Source organism: Variovorax sp. NFACC27 (assembly GCF_048301545.1).
GTDB lineage: Bacteria > Pseudomonadota > Gammaproteobacteria > Burkholderiales > Burkholderiaceae_C > Variovorax > Variovorax gossypii.
In genome coordinates, this window is sequence record NZ_CP157613.1 from 1,878,739 (window position 1) to 1,897,790 (window position 19,052).

A 19,052-nucleotide genomic window follows, 5' to 3' on the forward strand; every position below is an offset into this window, starting at 1 on the left:
TCAGCGCCTGGACGCCACCACGATCCCGCCCACGATCAGCAGGAACGCCGCGCCGTGGTACCAGTGCGGCGGCTCCCTCAGGAAGGCCGCCGAAAGCACTGCCGCGAAGAGCGGCGTGAGGTTCATGAAGATGCTCGCCGCCTGCGGCCCGGCGCGCTGCACGCCGGTGCCCCAGCAGCGGTAGGCCACCACGGCGGGGCCGATGCCGATGAACAGCATCGCCGCAATGAGCGGCCAGCCGAGGTCGATGTGGGCAGGCGTCAGCGTCCATTCGCCAGCGGCCAGCGCGCCCGACCATGCGATGCCGAACACCAGTTGCGCCATCAGGAACGAGGCCCAGTCCTGCCGCACCGCGCGGGGCTCGTGCGTGCGCGCCAGCAGCCAGCTGTAGAAGGCCCAGGCGATGGTGCCCGCGATCATGTACAGGTCGCCCGGCACCAGCCGCAGCCCGAGCAGCTGTTGCCATTCGCCGCGGCTGAGCACCAGCAGCACGCCCACCATCGACAGCAGCGCGCCGCCGATCTCGCGCGAGCTGACGCGCGCGCGGAAGAAGAGGGCGCCCACCGCGAGCATCCACAGCGGCAGGCTCGATCCGACCAGCGTCACGTTGATGGGCGTGGATGTCTGAAGCGCCAGGTACTGGAAGGCGTTGTACAGGCCGATGCCCAGCAGCCCGAGCACGGCGTAGCGCTTCCAGTGCGCCCAAAGCGGGCTGCTGCGACGCAGCACCGGCACGGCCAGCGGAAGCAGCAGCGCGAACGCGATCACCCAGCGCACGAAGTTCAGCGTGAGCGGCGACACCAGTTCGCGCACCAGCCTGCCGACGACGGCGTTGCCGGCCCACAGCAGCGGCGGAACGACGAGCAGGAAGACGGTGAGAGGGGCGAGGCGCTGCGGCTGTGTCTGCATGGGCGCCGACTCTACCGGGCAATGATTCCCCGCGCCGTCGCGGGAAGCTCAAACATGGCAGGATGCCTTCCCCTTCTTTTTTCCCTTCTTTACTTTCCAGAGCTTGGAGACAGCAACGATGAAGAGCAAAGCCGTCCGTATCGACCGTCATGGCGGTCCCGAAGAACTGAAGATCGTCGAGGTGGAGGTCGGCGAGCCCGGCCCGGGCGAGATCCGCATCCGCCACAAGGCCGTGGGCCTGAACTTCATCGACACCTACCAGCGCAGCGGGCTCTACCCGTTCCAGATGCCGCTGCAGCTCGGGATGGAAGCCTCGGGCGTGGTCGAGGCGGTGGGCGAGGGCGTCACCCACCTGAAGGCGGGCGACCGCGCGGCCTACGCGAGCCAGCCGCCCGGCGCCTACAGCGAGCTGCGCGTGATGCCGGCGAAGAACGTGTGCAGGCTGCCCGACGACATCTCCTTCGAGACCGGCGCCGCCATGATGCTCAAGGGCCTGACCACGCAATACCTGCTGAAGAAGACGCTGCCGGCCGAAGGCCTGCAGGCCGGCGACTTCATCCTGTTCCATGCCGCCGCCGGCGGCGTCGGGCTGATCGCCTGCCAGTGGGCCAAGGCACTGGGCCTGCAGCTGATCGGCACGGCCGGCAGCGACGCCAAGTGCAAGCTCGCGCTGGAATACGGTGCGGCGCACGCCATCAACTACAGCACCGAGAACTTCGCGGCCCGCGTGAAGGAGATCACCGGCGGCAAGGGCGTGAAGGTGGTGTACGACTCGGTGGGCAAGGACACCTTCGAGGGCTCCATCGACTGCCTGCGCCCGTTCGGCCTGCTGGCGATCTTCGGCAACGGTTCCGGTCCGGTGCCGCCGGTCAACCTCGGAGTGCTGGCCTCCAAGGGCTCGCTCTACATCACCCGGCCCACGCTCTTCACTCACATGGCGACGCGCGAAAGCACGCAGGCGATGGCCGACGACCTGTTCGCGGTGGTGCGAAGCGGCGCGGTGAAGATCCCCATCGAGCAGCGCTATCCGCTGGCCGATGTGCAGCAGGCGCACCGCGACCTGGAAGCGCGCAAGACCACGGGCTGCACGATCCTGACGCTCTGAGCCTTTGGTTGTACGGGCGCCAGTCTTGTCCTACCGGCGCAGGGGTGTCATGCCTTCGACTTGTGCAAAGCGCACTTTGTAGCCTGTGGGCACAGTACAGAGGCAAGCCACTCCATGACCACCGTTCGCACTTTCATCGTCGAGGACAACCCCACCATCCGCAGGAACCTGGCGGGCACGCTGCGGGAGGTGGCACGGGTCGATCCCGTCGGGGAGGCCGAGTCCGAGGAAGAGGGCTCGCGCTGGCTGACCCGGAACCTGTCGCAGTGGGACCTGGCCATCGTCGACCTGTTCCTGAAGGACGGCACCGGCTTTCGCGTGCTCGAGGCCTGCCGCGACCGCAGCCCGTGGCAGAAGATCGTGGTGCTCAGCAACTACGCCACGCCCGAGATGCGGCGCAAGTGCGTGCACCTCGGCGCCGACGCGGTGTTCGACAAGGCCACCGAGATCGACGACCTGATCGACTACTGCCTCAGCCGCCGTCAGGCGCAGTTCAGTTCGTCCGCGGCACACTGAAGCGCTGAGGTAGGGCATTTTCCGGCTGCCCGGCAGCGATGCCGGAATTCGCCGAAAATCCACCCTCGAATGGCGCGAGGAGCACGCGCCGGGCTCCGCAAAGTGGCGACGAGATTCATGCGCGGAAATCACACATTCCCCTGCTGAGTCGGCCTGCGCGCCTGCAACGCGCGTGGCGTTCGTCCCGAGTTGCTACATGTCCCGCCCCCGTTTCCTTCCCGACAACTTCACCCTCGCGCTTCTTTCGGTCGTGACCCTCGCAAGCCTGCTGCCGGCCAGCGGGCAGGTCGCGCATTTCTTCGAGGGGCTGACCACGGTCGCCATCGGCCTGCTGTTCTTCCTGCACGGGGCCAAGCTGTCGCGCGAGGCGATCGTGAACGGGCTCATGCACTGGCGGCTGCACCTGCTGGTGTTCGGCAGCACTTTCGTGCTGTTCCCGGTGCTCGGGCTGGCGCTCAAGCCCTTCCTGCTGCCGCTGGTGACGCCCCAGCTCTACACCGGCGTGCTGTACCTGTGCGTGCTGCCCGCCACGGTGCAGTCGGCCATCGCCTTCACCGCGATGGCTCGGGGCAACATGCCGGCGGCCATCTGCAGCGCCTCGGCGTCCACCCTGCTGGGGGTGTTCATCACGCCGGTGCTGGTCAACCTGGTGGTCCTGCCCGACGGCGGCCATGCGACCTCCTCGCTGGACTCCATCGGCCGCATCCTGCTGCAGCTGATGGTGCCGTTCGCGGCCGGGCACCTGCTGCGCCCGGTGATCGGGAAGTGGATCCAGCGCCGCGCCGCGGTGCTGAAGTTCGTCGACCAGGGCTCGATCCTGCTGGTGGTCTACACCGCGTTCAGCGCGGCCGTGATCGAGGGGCTGTGGCGGCAGGTGCCGGCGCATGCGCTGGTCGGCCTGCTGGTGGTGTGCGCGGTGGTGCTGGGGCTGGCCCTGAGCCTCACGACCCTGCTGGCGCGCAAGCTGGGCTTCGACACCGAGGACGAGATCACCATCGTGTTCTGCGGCTCCAAGAAGAGCCTGGCCAGCGGCATCCCGATGGCGAAGGTGCTGTTCGCCTCGCACGCCGTGGGGGCCATCGTGCTGCCGCTGATGCTGTTCCACCAGATGCAGCTGATGGTCTGCGCGGTGCTGGCGCAGCGCTATGCGCGGCGGGGGCGCGAGACTTCCCTGCTGAAGACGGCCGAGTAGCCCGCAGGCAGCCGCAGGCCGTTCAGCCTTCGATGTTGCCCAGCCGCGATTCCCGCAGCCGGCTGGGCGCCAGCGCCCCGGCCGACTCCAGGATCGGGTATGCGATCGAGCAGATGTGCGAGTTGATGCGCTTCAGGTCGCTGATCAGGTCGATGTGCAGCGAGCTGGTCTCGATGCTCAGCGTGGTGCGGTCCGACAGCCGGTCGAGGTGTGTGGTGGCGTAGGCCCGCTCCAGGTCGCGGAAGCGCGCCTTTTCCTCCAGCAGCTTCTGCGCGTCGCGCACGTTGCCGTTGAGGAACACGCTCATGCTCAGCCGCAGGTTGGCCACCAGCCTCCCGTGCAGCTCGACGATCTCGGCCATGCCGGCCTCGGAGAAGTTGCGCTGCGGTTTGATCTTCTTGTCTTCCACGTCGATGATCACGCGCTCGATGATGTCGCCGATCTGCTCCATGTTGATCGTGAAGCTGATGATGTCGGTCCAGCGCCGGCTTTCCTCCTCGCCCAGCGCCTCGCGCGAGATGCGCGTCATGTAGTACTTGATGGCCGAGTAGAGCTGGTCCACCGTGTCGTCGAGCTGCCTGAGCTCCTGCGCCAGCCGCAGGTCGTTGTTGCGGATCACGTCGAGCGTGCCGATCAGCATGGTTTCCACTACGTCGGCCTGGTGCAGCGCTTCGCGCGCGGCGTTGGAGATCGCGAGCGAGGGCGTCGACAGCGCCGAGGGGTCCAGGTGATGCGGCCGGGTCGTGCCGGCCGGCTGCTGCGGCTCCGGCAGGATGTGCGTCACCAGCTTGGCGACCCACTGCGTGAGGCCGATGAAGCCCACGCTGATCACGACGTTGAACGCGAGGTGGAACAGCACCACGCCGTGGGTCTGGTTCGGCAGCTGGGGCTGCACGTAGCGGATCCACAGCCCGACGAAGGGCGCCACGATGGCCACGCCCAGCACCTTGAAGAGCAGGTTGCCGATGGTCACCTGCCGCACCGACACCGCCGACTTGGCAGTGGTCAGCACCGCCAGCAGGCCGCTGCCGAGGTTGGCGCCGAGCACGAGCCCGAGCGCGACGTCCAGCGGCACCACGTTCGAGGTGGCCATGGCCGCCACCAGCAGCACCACCGCGAGGCTCGAATAGGCCACGATGGCCAGCACGGAGCCGATGGTGATCTCGAGCAGCACGTCGCTGTTGATCGATGCGAGCAGCGCGCGGATCGCCGGCGAGGAGAACAGGGGCTCGGTGGCTTCCACCACCAACTGCAGCGCCAGCAGCATCAGCCCGAGCCCGATCAGCACCCGGCCGACGCGCCCCGCCACCGTGGCCGAGCGCGTGATGAAGAGCACCACGCCCACGAAGATGAACATCGGCGAAAGCCACGAGAGGTCGGCCGAGAACAGCACCGAGATCAGCGCCGTGCCCACGTCGGCGCCCCGCATCACCGCCAGCGCCGCCGGCAGCGTGACCAGGCCCTGCCCGACGAAGGACGAGGTCATGAGCGAGGTGGCGGTGCTCGACTGCACCAGCGCCGTCACGCCGATGCCCGAGAGGGCGGCCGTGAACCGGTTGCGCATGCTCTGCACGAGGATCTTGCGCAGGTTGGCGCCGAACACGCGCAGCACGCCGGTGCGGACCAGGTGCGTGCCCCACACCAGCAGGGCCACTGCCGCCAGCAGATTCAGGAGATGCTTCATGGGTGTCGGGTTCTATCCTTTTCGTTTTAGTTCGTTTTCGACCCCATTTTCCACAAGTGAGCGTCCAGGGCTAGGGCCTGTTCACACTATTGAAGGGGTCGCGTTGCTGCGCAAAGGGGCTGAATGCAAGGCGCCCGCGCGCAGCAAGGCTGATGCCTTGCAAGCGCGGGCAACGCCGCAGACAGCCCCTTTGCGCAGCAACCCGAAGGGAAGCCCGCCACAGCCCGCCCCTGCGCGTTGCGCTCCTTGAGCGTGTGGACACACGCACTGCGTCACGCGCCTTCAGGGGCGGGCTGTGGCGGGCTTCGCGACCCCTTCAATAGTGTGAACAGGCCCTAATCGATCAGTGCTCCGTTGTCGTGGAAGGGGTAGGGGCCCTCGAAGCTGCCCGACGCCGCGAGGTGGGTGACCAGCCGTCGTCCGCGCGCGGACCAGGCATGCACCCGGAACGAGGGCGGCTCCAGCGTCCAGGCCGAATCGGCGTCAGGAGCCAGGTCGAGGCAGACCTGGTGGGCCTGCGCCGGCGAGGTGGAGGCGATGGTGCCGCCGAAGCGCACGTCGATCGCCCGGTGCAGGTGGCCGCAGATGATGCGCTCGACGTTCGGGTAGCGCGAGACCAGCGCTTCCAGCGCCTCGGCACCTTCCAGCAGGCCGATTTCGTCCATGTGGCCGATCAGCGTCTCGAAGGGCGGATGGTGCATGGCGATCACGACGGGCTCGTCGCGACAGGCGTCGAGCTGCGCCTCGAGCCAGCCCAGCCGCTTCTCGCACAGCGAGCCGTGGCTGGCGCCGGGCACGCAGGTGTCGAGCGTGAGCAGGCGCAGGTCGCCGATCCGTACCGAATACTGGACGAAGCCGTCGCTGTTCGTGCCGAGGTGGGCGTGGCCGGGGAAGCTGCGGCGCAGCTGATCGCGGTCGTCGTGGTTGCCGGGCATCAGGTAGACCGGCATGGACAGCGGGGCGAGCAGGCGGGCGAGATGCTCGTACTCGGCGGCGCGGCCGAAGTCGGTCAGGTCGCCGGTGACGACCACCGCATCAGGCTGCTGGCGCAGGGCCAGCACCGACTGGACGGCGCGCTCCAGGTACGGGGCCGTGTCGATGCGGCCATAGGCCAGGCGGCCCGGCTCGCGGATGTGCAGATCGGTCAGCTGGACCAGGATGGTGTTGCCGTTGCGGGGTGCTTGTGTGGTCATGCGCTGGTTTCCTGCGACGTCATCAGCCGGTCGGGGTGGATGCGCAGGCCCACCGCGTCGCCCGGTCCGAAGGGATTGTCGCGCCCCACATCGGCCACAAGCATGGGCTGGTCTTGCGCGCGCAGGTGCAGTTGCACGCGGTCGCCGAGGAAGGTGCGGCGCTCGACGACGGCGGCGGCCCAGTCCAGCTGGGGCACGCCGACCTCGATGTCCTCGGGCCGTACCAGCAGCGTCGCATGGCCCTGCCAGGCGCCGGGGCAGGGCATGGTCGTTCCTCCGAGTCGGACAACGCCCTGCGCGATGGCGTCCTGCCCGCGCTCCAGGCGGTTGACCCGGCCCAGGAACTCCGCCACGAAGGGATGCGAGGGCGAGCGGTACAGGTCTTCGCCACGGCCCACCTGCACGATGCGGCCGGCGCGCATCACTGCGAGCCGGTCGGCGATGGCCAGCGCCTCCTGCTGGTCGTGCGTGACGTGGATGGCCGTGATGTGCAGCCGGCGCAGCAGTTCGGCCAGCTCGTCGCGCAGCGATTCCTTGAGCTTGGCGTCGAGCGCGGCCAGCGGCTCGTCGAGCAGCAGCACGCGCGGGCGCACGGCCACGGCACGCGCCAGGGCCACGCGCTGGCGCTGGCCGCCGGAGAGTTCGGCGGGGCGCTTGTTCTCCAGGCCGCCCAGGCGCACCAGGTCGACCAGCTCGCCGACGCTGCGCTTCTCTTCCTCGGGCGATACGCCGCGGATGCGCAGGCCGTAACCGATGTTGGCCGCCACCGTCATCTGCGGAAAGAGCGCGTAGCTCTGGAACACCATGCCCACGCCACGGTGTTCCACCGGGCGCTGCGTGACGTCCTGGTCGCCGAACACGATGCGGCTGCCCGCGTCGGGCGATTCCAGCCCGGCGATCAGCCGCAGCAGCGTGGTCTTGCCGCAGCCCGAGGGGCCGAGCAGCGCCAGTACCTCGCCGGCTTCCACGCGCAGGCTGGTGGGCTGCAGGCCGCGCGTGCCGTCGGCGTAGGTCTTCGCGCAGTTGGCGATGTCGATGGGGATGCGTTCAAGTTCCATGGTGTTTCTGGATCAGGTTTGCAAGGTGCTGCAGGCCCCACAGCACCGGAAGGATGACGGCGAAGAAGACCAGCGTGTAGGCCGATCCGATCTCGATGCGCATCGAGGCATAGCTGTCGGCCAGGCCCACGGGCAGCGTGCGGGTGAGCGGGGTGTGCAGCATCCAGGTGAGGTTGAATTCGCCCACCGAGAGCGTGAACACCATCAGGCTGCCGGCCACGATGGCCGGGAACACCGCGGGCACCAGGATGCCCATGAAGCGCTGGCGGAAGTTCGCGCCCAGCGATCGCGCGGCCTCCTCGAGCGCGAGCAGTTCGTCGCGCTGGAAGGCCGAACTCACGGTGCGAACCATGAAGGGCAGCGTGAAGACGATGTGCCCCACGAGGATGAAGGCGAAGCTCTGGCGGAAGGCCGTGAGCTGGCCGTAGGCGAGGATCAGCGCCAGCGCCGTCGCGAGGCCCGGTACGGCGACCGGCAGGGTCAGCAGCTCCTCGAAGATGCGGGCGGCGCGCGAACGGCTGCGCGCCAGCGCATAGGCGCAGGGCACGCCCAGCAGCACGGTGCCGGCGACGCAGGCCACGGCCAGCGCGAGCGACCAGCCCACGGTGCCGCCGTAGTTCTCCCACACCTCGCCGAGCCAGCGCAGCGTGAGGCCGCTCTTCAGGCCGGTGCTGTAGTTGTTGACGAGGCCCGCCATCACCGACAGCAGCATCGGCGCGATCATGAAGAGGCTCACGATCACCGTGACGGCGAGCAGGAAGGGGGCCTTGGCCTGTGTGTTCTTTCGCATGGTGTGTGCCTCAGCGCGCGACGGGGCTCGCGCCGAAGCGGCGCGCGACGAACAGCACCAGCCAGGTCACGACGCCCAGCGAGATCGACAGCGACGCGGCGAGCGCGAAGTTGGCGTAGTTGGTGAACTCGTTGTAGATGGTGATCGGGATCACCTCGAACTTGCTGGCCAGCGTGAAGGCCGTGCCGAAGGCACCCATCGAGGTGGCGAACAGGATCGCGCCGCAGGCCAGCGTGGTGGGGGCCAGCTCGGGCAGCCACACGTCGCGCGCCACCCGCAGCCGCGAGGCGCCCAGCGAGCGCGCCGCTTCCTCGAGCTGCGTGTTCATCGATTCCGCTGCCGCGGCGTAGGTGGCGATGGCGCGCGGCAGCGAGAAATACAGGTACGCCAGGAACAGCCCGAGCAGGCCGTAGGCGAAGGTGATGCGCTCGCCGAACAGGCTGTCGCCGATGCTGGCCACCACGCCTTGACGTCCGCCGAGCAGGATCACGAAGAAGCCGATGATCACTCCCGGAAAGGACAGTGGCAGCGTGAGCAGCGACAGCAGCATGCGCTTGCCGATGAAGGAGTGGCGTGCGAGGTAGATGCCCACCGCCGCGCCCAGCACCAGCGTGGCCAGCGTCACCGCCACCGAGAGCGCGACGGTGTTGGCCATGCTCGTCAGGTAGCGCGAATCCGTCAGCACGGCGAAGTAGGTCGACCAGCCCTTGTCCGCCGGCAGCGCGAGCAGGCGCACCACCGGCAGCAGCCAGAAGGCCGCGAAGAAGACGGCCGCGGGCGCGACGCAGGCCAGCAGGCGCCAGCGCGGGTTCCAGGCGTTCGGTACGTCGGAGGCGCTGGAGGCGTTCGTGGAAATGGCTTGCGTCATCGCGCGCGGCATCCGCTCAGCGGACTTCCTTCAGGTACTCGTCGGAGAAGGCCTTCTGCGCGGCGGCCATGCGGCCGTAGTCCACGCTCTTGGCGCGGGCGTATTCGCTGGCGGGCAGGAACTGCGCCTCGATGTCCTTGGGCATCGCGCTGGCGCGCACCGGGCGCAGGTAGGCCTTGGCCCAGATCGCCTGGCCTTCGTCGGACAGCGTGAAGTCGAGCACCTTCTTCGCGTCGGCCGCGTGCGGGGCCTTGGCGACCAGGCTCATGACGTAGGGCACGGCCAGCGTGCCTTCGCTCGGGATCACGAAGGCGACGTTGGCCTTGTCCTTGTACTTCGCGCGGTAGGCATTGAAGTCGTAGTCGAGCAGGATCGCGATCTCGCCCGAGAGCACGCGCGCGTACGAGGTCTGCTTCGGCACGATGGGCTCGTTCTTCTGCAGCGCCTTGAAGTATTCGATGGCCGGCTTGAAGTTGTCGAGCGTGCCGCCGCGCGCCTCGTTCACCGCGACCGCGCCGACGTAGCCGACGAAGGCCGAGGCCGGGTCGAGGTAGCCGATCAGGCCCTTGTACTCGGGCTTGAGCAGGTCTGCCCACGACTTCGGAACCGGCTTGCCCTTGAGCGCGTCGACGTTGACCATGAAGCCGAGCGTGCCCGAGTGGATGGTGAACCAGTTGCCGGCCGGGTCCTTCAGGCCGTCGGGAATGTCTTTCCAGGCGGCGGGCTTGTAGGGCTCGACCACGCCGTCCTTGGCGGCCTGCACCGCGAAGGTCACGCCGAGGTAGGTGACGTCGGCCACGGGGCTGGCCTTTTCGGCGACCAGCTGCGCGAGCGACTGGCCCGAGTTCTTGTTGTCGGCCGGCACGGTGATGCCGGTCTTGGCCTTGATGGCCTTCAGCTGGGTGCCCCAGTCGGCCCATTCGGTCGGGCAGTTGTAGCAGATGGCGGTCTGCGCCATGGCGCTGCCGGCGACGAGCGTGGCGGCGACCAGGCCGAGGCGGGCCAGGCGGTGGAAGCGGAGGGACATGATGAGGAAACTCCTTGGATGGAAATAGGCAAAGAACAGGAAAAGCTCAGGGGCGGGGCATTGCGGCGTTGTTGTCGTCTTCGTGCGCCGCAGCGCACGACTCGCCGTCTCGGAAGGAATGGGGAAGCAGCAGGCTCGCATCGGCCTGCAGCGCGGCGCCGCTGGCCATGGCCTGGATCAGCAGCTCGACGCCGTGCCGGCCGATGTCGCTGTTGGGCTGGGCGATGGTGGTGAGCGCGGGCGTGAGGTCTTCGCCGAGCGCGATGCCGTCGAAGCCGATGACGCTGAGATCGCCGGGCACCGACAGCCCGCTCAGGTGCGCGGCGCGGATGCTGCGGATGGCCAGCAGGTCGTTGGAGCAGATCAGCGCGGTGGGTCGGTTGCGCGACTGCAGCTGGCTCGACAGCGCGTCGGCGGCCGCCTCTACGAAGGGCACCTCGATGAGTGCGGGTGCCGCCAGCCCGGCCTCGGACATGCCCTTGCGATAGCCGCGGTAGCGCTGCTGCGCGCGGTCGGACGCGGCGAGCGTGCCGCTGACCATCGCGATGCGGCGGTGGCCCAGCAGCACCAGGCGCGTGACCGCATCGGCCACCGCGGCTTCGCTGTCGACCGACACGCAGGGGTGGTCGGGGTGGCGGTTGTAGGCCAGCACGTAGGGCACGCCGGCGGCCTGCAGGCGGGGCAGGGCAGCCGAGGTCGAGGGGTTCGACACCACGAGGATCAGGCCGTCGACGTTGCCTGCCAGCAGCAGGTGGACGGCGCGTTCCTCTTCGTCGAGCCGGTAGCCGGTGGTGACCGGAATGATCGCGTAGCCGCCCGCGATGGCCGCGCGCGCGATGCCCTGCAGGCATTCGGCGAAGGTCGGGTTCAGCAGCGTGGGTAGCACCACGCCGAGCACGCGGCTGCGCTGGGTGCGCAGGGTGCGCGCGCTGGCGTTCGGCACGTAGTTGAGCTCGTGCGCCACGCGCTCCACCAGCTCGCGCGTGGCGGGCGTCACCTTGTCGGGAAAGTTGAAGGCGCGCGAGACGGTGGCCACGGAGACCCCGGCTTTGGCGGCTACGGCTTGGATGCTCATCGTGCGGTGCTCATGTAATCGATTACATTGAACCGCGGCAGTATGTCTTTGTTATGACATCGGGAGAAAGCGGGAGAAACCCTCGGCTTCGACGGGGTGAGGTGCGCTCAAAGAAAAAGGGGCCCGGCGGGCCCCTTTTCCATGAGAGAGATGGCGAGACGGCTTACTTGCCTCGTCGAACCCGCCGGATCTCGTCCACGATCAGGCAGATGGCGCCGAGCGTGATGGCGCTGTCCGCCGCGTTGAAGGCCGGGAAGTACCAGTTGCCGGCATGGAAGCTCAGGAAGTCGACCACGTAGCCGTGCATCATCCGGTCGACCACGTTGCCGACGGCGCCACCCAGGATGCACGCCATGGAGAACGAGAAGAGCTTCTGCCCCGCGTGCGACTTCAGCATCCACACGATGAAGACCGCCGCGCCCACGCCGATGGCAGTGAACAGCCAGCGCTGCCAGCCCGAGTGGTCCGCGAGGAACGAGAAGGCGGCGCCCGTGTTGTGGGCGCGCACGACGTTGAAGAAGCTCGTCACGTAGGTCGCGTCGCCGAGCTTGTAGTAGCCCAGGATCAGCGTCTTGGTGAACTGGTCGATGATCACGATGATCACCGCCAGCCCGAGCCACGGCCAGATGCTGCCGCCGCGCGAACGCGAGGCCGACGACATGGTGCGGGCGCCGGCCATCAGGCAACGCTCCGCGATTCGCCGCTGCCGTACAGGTTGCTTGTGCAGCGGCCGCAGATCGTCGGATGGGCCGGGTCGTGGCCCACGTCGTCGCGGTAGTGCCAGCAGCGATCGCATTTCTGCGCGGTGCTCGGCGTCACCACCGTTGCCAGCGCCTCGCCCGCGGCCAGCGCGATGGCCGAGGTGATGAAGACGAACTTCAGGTCCTCGCCCAGCGTGTCCAGCAGCGCGAAGTCTTCGGCAGGCGCCGTCAGCTGCAGGTTGGCCTGCAGCGAGGAGCCGACCTTGCCTTCGGCGCGCACGGCCTCGATGTCCTTGTTGACCACGTCGCGGATCTCGCGGATGCGGTTCCACTTGGCCAGCAGTGCCTCGTCGGGCGCGGCGAACTGGCTGTAGGTCTGCGTGAAGATCGAGTCGCCCGGCTTGCCGGTGCCCACGATCTTCCAGGCTTCCTCGGCCGTGAAGCTCAGGAACGGCGCCATCCAGCGCAGCATTGCCTGCGAGATGTGCCACAGCGCGGTCTGGGCGCTGCGGCGCGCCAGCGAGCCCGGGGCCGTCGTGTAGAGGCGGTCCTTCAGGATGTCGAGGTAGAAACCGCCCAGGTCTTCCGAGCAGTAGATCTGCAGCTTGGCCACCACCGGGTGGAACTCGTACACCTTGTAGTGCGCGAGGATCTCGGCCTGGAACTGCGCGGCGCGCGACAGCGCGTAGCGGTCGATCTCGAACAGCTGGTCGAGCGGCACGCCGTCTTTCTCGATGTCGAAGTCGCTGGTGTTCGCCAGCAGGAAGCGCAGCGTGTTGCGGATGCGGCGGTAGGCGTCGACAACGCGCGCCAGGATCTTGTCGTCGCCCGCGATGTCGCCCGAGTAGTCGCTCGCGGCCACCCACAGGCGGATGATTTCCGAGCCCAGCTTGTTGCTGATTTCCTGCGGGTCGATGCCGTTCTTGAGCGACTTGCTCATCTTGATGCCCTTGGCATCGACCGTGAAGCCGTGCGTGAGCAGGCCGCGGTAGGGCGCGCGGTCCTCCAGCATGCAGGCGATCAGCAGCGACGAGTGGAACCAGCCGCGATGCTGGTCGTGGCCCTCGAGGTACAGGTCGGCCTCCGGCCCCGTGTCGTGGTGCACCGTGGGGTGCGTGCCGCGCAGCACGTGGGAGAAGGTCGAGCCCGAGTCGAACCACACCTCGAGGATGTCGGTGCTCTTCGTGTAGTGCGGTGCGTCCTCGGCGCCGAGGATTTCTTCGGCCGTCACGCGGCTCCAGGCCTCGATGCCGCCCTTCTCGACGATGTCGGCGGCCTGGTCGAGGATTTCCATCGTGCGCGGGTGCAGCTCGCCCGAATCCTTGTGCAGGAAGAACGGGATCGGCACGCCCCAGCTGCGCTGGCGGCTGATGCACCAGTCGGGCCGGCCGGCGATCATGTCGTGCAGGCGCGCGCGGCCGTTCTCGGGGTAGAAGCTGGTCTGCTCGATGGCGTCGAGCGCGGTCTGGCGCAGCGTCTTCGGAGCCTTGTCCTTGGTGAACACGCCTTCGCCCTCGTCCATGCGCACGAACCACTGCGCCGCGGCGCGGTAGATCACCGGCGTCTTGTGGCGCCAGCAGTGCGGGTAGCTGTGCGTGATGGTCTCGGTGGTCAGCAGGCGGTTGGCTTCGCGCAGCGCGGCGATGATTTCCGGCACGGCCTTCCAGATGTTCTGGCCGCCGAAGAGCGGGAAGTCGGGCGCGTAGCTGCCGTTGCCCTGCACCGGGTTCAGGATGTCGTCGTAGGCCACGCCGTGGGCGATGCACGAGTTGAAGTCGTCCAGGCCGTAGGCGGGCGAGGAGTGGACCAGGCCGGTGCCGTCGGTGGCGGTGGCGTAGTCGGCCAGGTACACGGGCGACAGGCGCTTGTAGCCCGCGTCCACGTCGTACAGCGGATGCTCGAACTCGAGGCCGCCGAGCTTCTCGCCCTTGACCGTGGCCAGCACCTTGCCGTCGAGCGCGTAGCGCGTCATGCACATCTCGACCAGCGAGTTGGCCACGATCAGCAGGCCGCGCTCGGTGTCGACCAGCGAGTACTCGAGCTCGGGGTTGAGGTTGATCGCCTGGTTGGCCGGGATGGTCCAGGCGGTGGTGGTCCAGATCACGGCGAAGATGTCGCCGAGGATCGTGTGGTCGGTGCCGAAGGCCTTGAGCACCTTCTCGCGCTCGTGCGCCTTGAAGGCGACGTCGATGGTCTGGCTCTTCTTGTCGGCGTACTCGATCTCGAACTCGGCCAGCGAGGAGCCGCAGTCGAAGCACCAGTACACAGGCTTGAGGCCGCGGTAGACGAAGCCGCGCTCGATCACGCGCTTGAACGCGCGCAGCTCGCCGGCCTCGTTGGCGAAGTCCATCGTCTTGTAGGGGTGGTCCCATTCGCCCAGCACGCCCAGGCGCTGGAAGTCGGCCATCTGCTGGGCGATCTGCCCGGTGGCGAAGGCGCGGCTCTTGGCCTGCATCTCGTCGCGGCTCAGGTTGCGGCCGTACTGCTTTTCGATGGCGTTCTCGATCGGCAGGCCGTGGCAGTCCCAGCCCGGCACGTAGAGCGCGTCGTAGCCCTCGAGCTGGCGCGCCTTGGTGATCATGTCCTTCAGGATCTTGTTCACCGCGTGGCCCATGTGGATCTGGCCGTTGGCGTACGGCGGGCCGTCGTGCAGGATGAACTTGGGCGCGCCGTGGCGGGCGTCGCGCAGGCGGTGGTAGCGACCTTCGTCGTTCCATTCCTTCACCCAGCCCGGCTCGCGCTTGGGCAGGTCGCCGCGCATGGGGAAGGGGGTGTCGGGCAGGTTCAGCGTGGAACGGTAATCTTTGGGGGAAGCAGCGTCAGACATGTTGGATGCGAAACAGGGGGCTTGGACAGGCTCAGCCCGAACTGCATGAAGCGTGTCGGTGCGGAAGGTGAAGCCGTTCGCCCTGAGCTTGTCGAAGGGCGGCAGCACGGTGCGTGCAGGGCTAAATTCGGTCCCGCGTGGTCTGGCGGTGGGTTTCGGCGTGGGTCGATGCGAAGAACGCGCGAGCGTCGCGGCCATCCTTCGCGATGCCCGCGGTGAGGGCTTCGAGGCTGGTGTAGCGCAATTCGTCGTGCAGTTTGTGCAGGAGTTCCACGCGCACGATTTTACCGTAGGCCCCTTCGGCGCCCAGATGGGAGGGCCACTCCAGGCAATGGGTTTCGAGCAGCACCCGCCCGGCATTGACGTCGTTGGCGTCCAGCGAGGGGCGCACGCCGAGGTTGGCAACGCCCGGCAGCGGCTGCTCGGACAGGCCATGCACCAGCACTGCGAAGATGCCGCTGGCGGCCGGTTTCCAGTGCTTGAAGCGCAGGTTGAGGGTGCGGAAACCGTCGTCCTTGCCCGGCGCCGAGGCGCCCAGCGCCCGACCCAGCTTGCGGCCGTGGACCACGTGGCCCGAAATTGTGTACGGCCGGCCCAGCAGGGTGTGGGCGTCGGCCATGCGGCCTTCGGCCAGCGCTTCGCGCACGGCGGAGCTCGAAACCCGCAGGCCGTGCACCTCGTAGCTGTTCATGCGCGCCACGTCGAAGCCGTGGGCGTCGCCGGCCGCGTCGAGCATGGCGTAGTCGCCGGCCCGCTTCGCGCCGAAGCGGAAGTCGTCGCCCACCAGCACGTAGCGCGCGCCCAGGCCGTCGATCAGCACGTTCTGGATGAATTCCTCCGGCGACTGGGAGGCCAGCCGGCCGTCGAAGGGCAGCACGATGGTCTGCGCGACGCCGCAGGCGGCCAGCTCGCTGAGCTTGTCGCGCAGCGTGCCGATGCGCGCCGGCGCCAGGTCGGGCTTCTTGGTGACGGCGGCGAAATAGTCGCGCGGATGGGGCTCGAAGGTGAGCACGCAGCTAGGCAACCCGCGCTGGCGGGCCTCGGTCTGCAGGAGCGCGAGCATGGCCTGGTGGCCACGGTGCACGCCGTCGAAATTGCCAATGGTGAGGGCGCAGGCGGGGGCTACGCCCGGGTGCCGGAAGCCGCGAAAAACCTGCATCGGTGAGTATCTTTTTGATAGCGCCTTTCGCCCGTCGATTGGGCGAATCAGGCCGATTTGTCACAAAGCCGGTATATTGTGACGCAGTGCGTTGATCGGCGTGGGTCTCCAACGCGCTCCGTGTCCCTGGTCTTTCCGTGTTCTCTCCCTTTTCGAGGAGGCGTGTGTGAAGGTCTTGAAGCTGTCGGCCCAAGGGCTGCCCCAGTCATGGATTTCGCTGGAACAGGCGGTGATCCACTACGCGGCGGACGAAGTCCGCTGGGAGGTGGGCGCGCAGGTGGCCGTGTTCCGTGGCGGCCACAACGCCATCACCGGCGAGCAGTCGCAGATCGCGATCAACAGCATCATCGGCACCAAGGGCGTGCCGCGCATCAACCCCTTCGCCCAGCGGCCCGGACTCACCAACAGCAAGCTGTTCGCGCGCGACCGCAACGTTTGTGCCTACTGCGGCGGGCACTTCCACGAAGACGAACTCACCCGCGAGCACATCATCCCGTTCGCCCAGAGGGGCATCGACACCTGGATGAACGTGGTCACGGCCTGCAGGCCCTGCAACCACCGCAAGAGCAGCCGCACGCCCGAGCAGGCCGGCATGCCGCTGCTGTATGCCCCCTACGTGCCCAGCCTCTGGGAAGACTTCATTCTGCGGAACAGGCGCATCCTGGCCGACCAGATGGAATTCCTGATGGCGCACCTGCCCGAGAGTTCGCGGCTGCACGATTCCTAGCTGTTTCAGCCTCAGCGCTTCCAGTCTGGCGGGCGCTTCTCGATGAAGGCCTGAACGCCTTCCAGCGCGCTCTCGTCCATCATGTTGCAGGCCATGGTCTGGCTCGCGTCGGCGAGCGCGGCCTCGATGCCGGTTTCGAGCTGGCGGTAGAACAGGGCCTTGCCCAGCGCGAGCGCGGCGCGGGGCTTGGCGACGATGCTGGCCACCAGCGACTCGACCGTCGCATCCAGCTCCGCGGGCGGTGCCACCCGGTTCACAAGCCCTTTCTCGCGCGCCTCCTGCGCGCTGATGAATTCACCCGTCACCAGCATCTCGAAGGCTTCCTTGCGCCCGAGGTTGCGCGAGAGCGTGACGCTCGGCGTGGCGCAGAAGAGGCCCACGTTCACTCCGCTGACCGCGAAGCGCGCATCGCTCGACGCCACCGCGAGGTCGCATACCGCGACCAGCTGGCAGCCCGCGGCCGTCGCGATGCCGTGCACGCGCGCGATCACCGGCACGGGCAGCTTCTGGATCGACAGCATCATCGCGCCACAGCGCTCGAACAACTGCTCGTAATAGTCGAGCGAAGGGGCGGCGCGCATTTCCTTCAGGTCGTGGCCTGCGCAGAAAGCCTTGCCGGCCCCGGCGATGACCACCGCGCGCACAGTGGTGTCGGCGGCGACCTCGCCCAGCGCCTGCTCGAGCGCGCCGAGCATGCCTTCGGAGAGCGCGTTGAACGCGGCCGGCCGGTTCAAGGTCAGCGTGACCACGCTGCGTGCGTCGCGCGATTGCAGGACGAAGGGGGAATCCGTGTCGGTCATGGCCTGGCCCGCCTCCGCTTCAATAGGTCAGCTCGAGCACCGTGACGTGCTCCTTCACCGCGGGCCAGGTCAAGCCGGTGATGCGCTCGCCGTTGAATTCGCCCGTCACCGCGCGCGGCTGCTCGGCCGTCGCGAGGCGCAGCCGCGAGCTCGACACGCCCGAGCCCTTGGGCGGAACGCCCGCGGGCGGGGTCTGGCCGTCGAAGCGCATGGTGTCGCGCTGGGCGTCGAAGTAGCCGCGGGGCCGCGTGAAGACGACGACCGCGTTGGCGCTGCCGTCGGCCGGCGTGACGCGCTCGGGTCGCAGGTTCACGACGCTGCTGCTGCGCGGGAACGGGCTGCGGTAGATGTGGGTGGTGCCGTAGCTGGGCGTGGCCAGCACGAATTCGTAGGCCGCGTCACCGCGTGCCTTGAACGGGCCCCAGCGGCCGTCGGCGCCGACGGACTTGGTGAAGACGGCTTCCCCGAGCCGCGCGCCGGTGGCGGGGTTGACCGCGTAGACGGTCACCGTGGCGCCATTCAGCGGAAGGTTTTCGGCGCCGATCGCGCGGCCATTGAGCACGACGCCCGCCTCCGGTGCAACCTCGGTGCTGCGCGGCGCCTGCCCGGTGAGGAACTGCCATGTCGCCGCGAATGCCGCGGGCGAGAACGAAGTCTCGCGATGATCGACGCGCGGCAGCACGATGTTGGTCGCGCCCTTGAGCGCCGGCCCGTCGAAGCCGATGTTGGTCGGCTTGCCGGGAGCGCCGATCCACACGCCGTCGGGCTGGGCGTACTTGTCGTTGTTGTCGGAGCGCAGGGTCAGCCATTTCACGCCGGGCGTGACTTCCTCGCCGTTGGGCCCCTTCGGCTCGTTGAGCTGCTGCATGAAGCCCGAGAGCCCCGAGAACTCGTTGTTCTCGCGAAAGCCCTTCACCGCCCAGATGCCGTGCGCCGGGTTGCCGCCCAGCACCACGTGGCTCACGACCGCGGCGCCGCCGCCGTTCTGCACGTAGTTGCGGATGGTGTTGCCGCCGCGCGAGTTGCCGATCAGCACCACCTTGCTCGCGCCGGTGGCTTTCAGCACCTTGTCGACTTCGGCCTTGAGGAACACCGCCGATTCGCCTGTGGAGCTGCGTCCGGGCTGGGCCACGGCGTCGTCGTCGCGTGCGACCGGGTTGGGCTGGTCCACCGCGAACAGCCGCTCGCGCGGCCAGCCGTTCGACTCGAAGCGCCAGATCGTCGTCTGCCAGAGCGCGGCCGAGTCGCCGTTGCCGTGCATGAACACGATGGGCGGGCGTTCGGTGTACGACGGCGAAGGAGAGGTGGCGCAGGCGGTCAGCATGGCGGCGGCGGTCCCGGTGGCAGCCATTGCGACGAGAAGAGTGCGGCGGGTCTGCATGTTGTCTTGTTCCTGGATTCCTGTGGTGGGGGCCAAGTGA

17 protein-coding genes are annotated in these 19,052 nt (G+C 68.1%); 4 read left to right on the top strand and 13 right to left on the bottom strand.

Annotated features, from left to right (window positions below; all coding sequences use genetic code 11):
* Positions 1-909 (bottom strand): DMT family transporter, encoded by a 909-nt coding sequence (locus ABL840_RS08755; protein WP_093306006.1) that lies wholly within the window; start codon positions 907-909, stop codon positions 1-3.
* 118 nt (positions 910-1,027) lie between these two features.
* Between ABL840_RS08755 and ABL840_RS08760 the strand changes: the two genes are divergently transcribed.
* The 3 genes from ABL840_RS08760 (at position 1,028) to ABL840_RS08770 (ending at position 3,722) form a co-directional block, all read left to right on the top strand.
* Positions 1,028-2,014 carry a quinone oxidoreductase family protein gene (locus tag ABL840_RS08760; protein ID WP_093306005.1) on the top strand — a complete coding sequence of 329 codons (987 nt, stop codon included), beginning with the start codon at positions 1,028-1,030 and terminating at the stop codon, positions 2,012-2,014.
* Positions 2,015-2,128: 114 nt separating this feature from the next.
* Positions 2,129-2,530 (top strand): response regulator, encoded by a 402-nt coding sequence (locus ABL840_RS08765; RefSeq protein WP_093205471.1) that lies wholly within the window; start codon positions 2,129-2,131, stop codon positions 2,528-2,530.
* Between the two features lie 196 nt (positions 2,531-2,726).
* A complete protein-coding gene (locus ABL840_RS08770) occupies positions 2,727-3,722 on the top strand; it encodes a bile acid:sodium symporter family protein (RefSeq protein ID WP_093205469.1) in 996 nt (331 codons plus the stop codon).
* 22 nt (positions 3,723-3,744) lie between these two features.
* Here the strand turns inward: ABL840_RS08770 and ABL840_RS08775 are convergent, their stop codons facing one another.
* From ABL840_RS08775 to ABL840_RS08820, 10 genes are all read right to left on the bottom strand, one after another.
* Complete coding sequence (locus tag ABL840_RS08775) at positions 3,745-5,406, bottom strand: Na/Pi cotransporter family protein (protein ID WP_093205467.1); 1,662 nt, start codon at positions 5,404-5,406, stop codon at positions 3,745-3,747.
* A gap of 335 nt (positions 5,407-5,741) precedes the next feature.
* Positions 5,742-6,599, bottom strand: a complete 858-nt coding sequence (locus ABL840_RS08780) for a phosphodiesterase (protein ID WP_093306003.1) — start codon at positions 6,597-6,599, stop codon at positions 5,742-5,744.
* Positions 6,596-7,657, bottom strand: coding sequence for an ABC transporter ATP-binding protein (locus ABL840_RS08785; protein ID WP_093306001.1), 1,062 nt, complete (start codon positions 7,655-7,657; stop codon positions 6,596-6,598). The genes ABL840_RS08780 and ABL840_RS08785 overlap by 4 nt, the downstream gene beginning before the upstream one ends.
* Positions 7,647-8,447, bottom strand: coding sequence for an ABC transporter permease (locus ABL840_RS08790; protein WP_093205462.1), 801 nt, complete (start codon positions 8,445-8,447; stop codon positions 7,647-7,649). The genes ABL840_RS08785 and ABL840_RS08790 overlap by 11 nt, the downstream gene beginning before the upstream one ends.
* Positions 8,448-8,457: 10 nt before the next feature.
* Positions 8,458-9,315, bottom strand: a complete 858-nt coding sequence (locus ABL840_RS08795) for an ABC transporter permease (protein WP_093306102.1) — start codon at positions 9,313-9,315, stop codon at positions 8,458-8,460.
* Between the two features lie 16 nt (positions 9,316-9,331).
* The gene (locus ABL840_RS08800) at positions 9,332-10,342 is read right to left on the bottom strand and encodes an ABC transporter substrate-binding protein (RefSeq protein WP_093305999.1); all 1,011 of its coding nucleotides are present in this window, start codon (positions 10,340-10,342) and stop codon (positions 9,332-9,334) included.
* Between the two features lie 46 nt (positions 10,343-10,388).
* Complete coding sequence (locus ABL840_RS08805) at positions 10,389-11,417, bottom strand: LacI family DNA-binding transcriptional regulator (protein WP_093305997.1); 1,029 nt, start codon at positions 11,415-11,417, stop codon at positions 10,389-10,391.
* A 163-nt stretch (positions 11,418-11,580) separates the two neighbouring features.
* Positions 11,581-12,096, bottom strand: coding sequence for a signal peptidase II (lspA, locus tag ABL840_RS08810; RefSeq protein ID WP_093305995.1), 516 nt, complete (start codon positions 12,094-12,096; stop codon positions 11,581-11,583).
* The gene (gene ileS / locus ABL840_RS08815) at positions 12,096-14,945 is read right to left on the bottom strand and encodes an isoleucine--tRNA ligase (RefSeq protein ID WP_093306100.1); all 2,850 of its coding nucleotides are present in this window, start codon (positions 14,943-14,945) and stop codon (positions 12,096-12,098) included. Before ileS ends, lspA begins: the two co-directional genes overlap by 1 nt.
* Before the next feature lie 121 nt (positions 14,946-15,066).
* The gene (locus ABL840_RS08820; RefSeq protein ID WP_093305993.1) at positions 15,067-16,104 is read right to left on the bottom strand and encodes a bifunctional riboflavin kinase/FAD synthetase; all 1,038 of its coding nucleotides are present in this window, start codon (positions 16,102-16,104) and stop codon (positions 15,067-15,069) included.
* A 166-nt stretch (positions 16,105-16,270) separates the two neighbouring features.
* Here ABL840_RS08820 and ABL840_RS08825 point away from each other — a divergent pair, with 166 nt between their 5' ends.
* Positions 16,271-16,831: an HNH endonuclease gene (locus ABL840_RS08825; RefSeq protein ID WP_093205450.1), complete on the top strand. Its 561-nt coding sequence runs from the start codon at positions 16,271-16,273 to the stop codon at positions 16,829-16,831.
* An 11-nt stretch (positions 16,832-16,842) separates the two neighbouring features.
* On the opposite strand, the gene ABL840_RS08830 is transcribed toward ABL840_RS08825, so the two are convergent.
* Together ABL840_RS08830 and ABL840_RS08835 are read right to left on the bottom strand one after the other, a co-directional pair.
* Positions 16,843-17,631: an enoyl-CoA hydratase gene (locus ABL840_RS08830; protein ID WP_093305991.1), complete on the bottom strand. Its 789-nt coding sequence runs from the start codon at positions 17,629-17,631 to the stop codon at positions 16,843-16,845.
* 19 nt (positions 17,632-17,650) lie between these two features.
* Positions 17,651-19,012: an alpha/beta fold hydrolase gene (locus ABL840_RS08835; RefSeq protein WP_093305989.1), complete on the bottom strand. Its 1,362-nt coding sequence runs from the start codon at positions 19,010-19,012 to the stop codon at positions 17,651-17,653.
* Positions 19,013-19,052: the final 40 nt, after the last annotated feature.